The following is a 4093-nucleotide window of genomic DNA, read 5'->3' on the forward strand; positions in this document are numbered from 1 at the left end:
TGCCCCAGTGGGAGACGCTCCGGCCCTTCCTCCAGGGCATCGGCCGCCACTTCAAGCACCACCTGCCCGACCGGTACGGCGTCCAGATGCAGCACGTCGAAGCCACCCACCCCGAGTGGGTCGTGCCCGGCACCCCGTTCACCACCGTCACCGTCAACAACACCTACCCCACCGGCGTCCACCAAGACGCAGGCGACCTGGAGGAAGGCTTCTCCACCCTCGCCTGCCTGCGGAAGGGCCACTACACCGGCGGCAACCTGGTCTTCCCCAAGTACCGGGTCGCCCTCGACATGCAGCACGGCGACCTCGCGCTCATCGACGCCCACGAGTACCACGGCAACACCGCCATCCACTGCGCCTGCGGCGAGCGCCGCAACGGCATGTGCGAGGACTGCGGAGCAGAGCGCATCAGCGTCGTCAGCTACTTCCGCCAGAACATGGTCAAGTGCGGCCGGTACCCGGAGGAAGAAGCCAAGGCCATGAACGCCGCCGAGGCCCGCAACCGCAAGCGGCTGGCCGCCGAGATCGACGCCGCCGACACCCCCCAGGAGGCGACGGCATGACCGAACTCCAGCGCATCATCGCGGCCCTGGCGGCAGCCGTCGCCCGCGCCGCCTCCCTCACACAGGCCGACTTCGTCCTCGTCAACGGCCCAGCGGGAGGTGAATCATGACCGCCCACCACTACCTCTCCACCGCCTGCCTCCACGGCGACGGAGCGTACTGCCGCTCCCACACCGGGCAGTCCGGCCTCAAGACCCCCGCCCAGTGCAAGTTCTGCGCCGTGCCGTGCGTCTGCGCCTGCCACCTCAACCCCGAATCCCCGTGCTCCGCCCCGCCCGAGCCCCTCGTCGCCGACCTCCGCCGCGAGATGGACAAGGCACTCGGCGTGCTCCTGGAGGCGGGCGAGTACCTGACCCTGCACGCGCAGATGAACGCCGCCCTCCACTGCGCCAGCGACCGCGTCATGTACTCCCCGCTCCACGCCAAGGTCACCGCCGCCATCCACGCCCTCCACACCACGCTCGACCGCGCCGCCCCCGCAGATGAAGCAGGTGACTGATGCCCACCCCCCGCGAGCCCATCGTCCTGGCCGAGGACGGCCGCGACCTGTGGGACCGCCAGCCCGGCGAGAGCGCCAAACGATGGGGGCAGTTCTGCGTGTTCCGGGACCTCGGCAGGACGAGGACCTTGAAGAGGGTCGCGGAAAGGTTGAACATCACCCACCGGACCGCGCAGCAGTACAGCCACACATTCCGGTGGGGCGTCCGGGCCGAGGCGTTCGACCGGCACATGGACGAGCAGTGGGTAGCGGCCATCCAGGAGCGCCAGCGGCGCATGGTCCAGGACCACCTGAAGCTCGCCGCCACCTTCCATGAGAAGGCCACCGAGGCGATCACCAGCCTGATCGGACAGAACCTCAACGCGACCGAGACCGTCCGCGTGGCCGACGCCTACAGCAAGCTCATCCGCTTCGCCCTCGGCGAGCCCGACCAGAACGTCGCCATCACCGGCCGCGCCGGTCAGCCCCCCGTCCGCTTCTCCCACGTCCCCGCGGACGACAACGCGCTCCGCCAGGAGCTTGAGGAGGCCATCGCCCAGCTCGCCCGGAAGCACGCCACGACGGGGGTCGTGGACCCGTACGACGTCCTCGACCTCCCGGAGTAGCCATGCCCACCGCCCGCACGCTGCGTGCGCTAATCTTGTGTCACATCATCCGGCATGAGGAGACCGTGCATGCTCTACACCCTGACGATTCAAGGCACCGCCTCCACCAGGGAGATCTTCGAGTACGCCAAGGAGGAGGCCGAACGCGACCTGCGGGACTCGGTCGCCATGAGCACCGGGCCCCTGTCGGAGTGGGGCATCACCACCGAGGACGACGCCGTGAAGATCACCTGCGACGCGGCGCTGCCCCTGGCTCTGATCGTGGAGCACTTCTGCGACCGGGTGGAATTCCAGCGGATCGAGATCACCGCCAAGGAAGGCTGAGCCATGTACTGGCGGCTGACGCTGCACGGCTCGGACCCGGCGTTCCACGAGGACTACGACGGCGATGCCCAGTTCCTATTCCTGGCGGAGGCCCGCCTCGCCGACATGACCGCCGAGGCCACGGAGACCACCTTCACCGTCACCTCGCAGTACGCGGGGCTGCTCGGGGACCTGGCCAGGCAGTACATGGACGGGCCGACGTTCGAGCGGCTGACCATCGAGCAGGTCCCCGACCGATCTGCGCAGACGGAGGACGGGCCGACGCGCGGGTTCGTGCTACCGCCCGGCGCGATCGGCTGCACAATGCCGGACTACGCGGGCTGACACCTGGCAATCCCAGACGTGACCGCGCCCCTGCTCCTTCGATCCGAAGGGACGGGGGCCGGTGACTCTCTCCACCTTCGCCGACCTCTCCACTCGCGACACGCGCTCCGAGGCGAAGCGGCTGGCCGCCCTCTCCAACCCCGCCACGATGGGCCGCTACCTGGACCCGCACGGCTTCCAGGCCCGAGCCCACACCCGGCTCATCGGCAACGAGCTGACCCACCTGGGCCGCGACTACGACCGGCTCCTCCTCACCACACCCCCGCAGGTCGGCAAGTCCACGCTCGTCAGTGAGCTGCTGCCGTTCTGGTGGCTGGCCCGGCACCCATCCCAGCGGATCGGCATCGCCTCGTACGCCGCCTCGCTGGCGATCAAGAAGTCCCGCGCCGTACGCCGCCACGTCATCGAACGCGGCCACGAGTTCGGGCTGGAGATGCGGCGCGGCGAGTCGTCCGTCTACGACTGGTCCACCACGGCCGGGGGAGGCGTCCGCGCGACCGGCGTCGGCGGCTCCCTCACCGGCTTCCCCATCACCGGCGTCGGGATCTGCGACGACCCCCACAAGGACCGCCGCGACGCCGACAGCCTGCGGATGCGCAACCGCGTCTGGGAGTGGTGGTCGTCGGTCTTCCTGTCCCGCCTGCGGCCGGGCGTCCCCGTGATCCTGGTGCTCACCCGCTGGCACGAGGACGACCTCGCCGGACGCGTCCTCCGCCACGAAGGCGTCACCGACACCGGCGGCCGGTGGCGGGTGGTCAACCTGCCCGCCATGGCCACCGCGTTCGACGACCCGCTGGGCCGCGACTACGGCAGCCCCCTCACCCACCCCGCCCTCGAAGACGACGACCTCGCCGCGCTCCTGAAGCACTGGCAGGACAAGAAGTCCACCTCCACCCCGCGCGACTGGGGAGCCCTGTACCAGGCCGACCCCCAGCCCGCCGAGGGCGCTCTCATCACCCGCGACCAGCTCGCCGCGCAGCGCCGCCTCAACGGCCACCCGGACGTGCCCGAGCCGGAGCGGATCGCCGTCGCCGTGGACCCCTCGGGCGGCGGCCGGGACGTCGCCGGAATCGTCGGCGGGTTCCGGGGCGCCGACGGCCGCCTCTACATCACCCACGACCGCTCTCGCCGGTGCTCGTCGGCGGAGTGGGCGCGGCGCGCGTGCCTCCTGGCCCACGAGATCGGCGCGACGGTGATCCACGTGGAGAAGAACTACGGCGGCGACATGGTCAACATGGCCATCGCCACCGCCTGGGAGGCGCTCAAGAACGAGGGCGTGATCCCGAAGGACGCGATCAAGCCGTACATCGCGCCGGTGCACGCCCGCACCGGCAAGTATCTGCGGGCCGCGCCGATCGCCCAGCAGTGGATCGAGGACCGGGTGCGCACCACGGCGTACCTGCCCGAGATGGAGGAGGAGTGGGCCACGTGGCAGGAGGACCACACCGACAGCCCCGGCCGGATCGACGCCTCTACGTACCTGGCGTACGGCCTGCTCAAGATCCCCGGGGCCTCGCAGCACATCGGCAACGCGGCCGGAGTGAGCCTCAGCGCCGCCGCTCAGCAGCGCGGGGGAGTCAGCGGAATCCCGCTCGGAAGGAGCGGCCCCGGCCTCCCCGGCGGCGGAAGGTAAGTGAATCACTTAGTGTGACAGCACACGTGCGCGGCGTGTGCTAACGTCGTGTCTCGCGACACCGGCCCGGCCCCGACTTCCTGGATCGGGCATCCGGCACCGCACCCCGGTGGCGCAGCCGGTGCTCCGCCCCAGAGTGGCGGAG

The 4093-nt window shown here is 70.5% G+C and carries 6 protein-coding genes; all 6 read left to right on the forward strand.

Annotation, left to right across the window (positions count from 1 at the left end; all coding sequences use genetic code 11):
- Positions 1–563 (forward strand): hypothetical protein (locus tag AB0M39_RS41375; protein ID WP_365374192.1); only part of this gene is annotated, 563 nt, incomplete at its 5' end.
- 106 nt (positions 564–669) lie between these two features.
- A complete protein-coding gene (locus AB0M39_RS41380; RefSeq protein ID WP_365374194.1) occupies positions 670–1062 on the forward strand; it encodes a hypothetical protein in 393 nt (130 codons plus the stop codon).
- Positions 1062–1667, forward strand: coding sequence for a hypothetical protein (locus AB0M39_RS41385; RefSeq protein WP_365374197.1), 606 nt, complete (start codon positions 1062–1064; stop codon positions 1665–1667). Before AB0M39_RS41380 ends, AB0M39_RS41385 begins: the two co-directional genes overlap by 1 nt.
- A 69-nt stretch (positions 1668–1736) precedes the next feature.
- Positions 1737–1991 (forward strand): hypothetical protein, encoded by a 255-nt coding sequence (locus AB0M39_RS41390; RefSeq protein WP_365374200.1) that lies wholly within the window; start codon positions 1737–1739, stop codon positions 1989–1991.
- Positions 1992–1994: 3 nt separating this feature from the next.
- Positions 1995–2315 carry a hypothetical protein gene (locus AB0M39_RS41395; protein ID WP_365374203.1) on the forward strand — a complete coding sequence of 107 codons (321 nt, stop codon included), beginning with the start codon at positions 1995–1997 and terminating at the stop codon, positions 2313–2315.
- Between the two features lie 61 nt (positions 2316–2376).
- Positions 2377–3948 (forward strand): terminase family protein, encoded by a 1572-nt coding sequence (locus AB0M39_RS41400; protein WP_365374205.1) that lies wholly within the window; start codon positions 2377–2379, stop codon positions 3946–3948.
- The last annotated feature ends 145 nt before the right edge of the window (positions 3949–4093 follow it).

It is taken from the genome of Streptomyces sp. NPDC051907 (assembly GCF_040681075.1).
Lineage (GTDB): Bacteria > Actinomycetota > Actinomycetes > Streptomycetales > Streptomycetaceae > Streptomyces.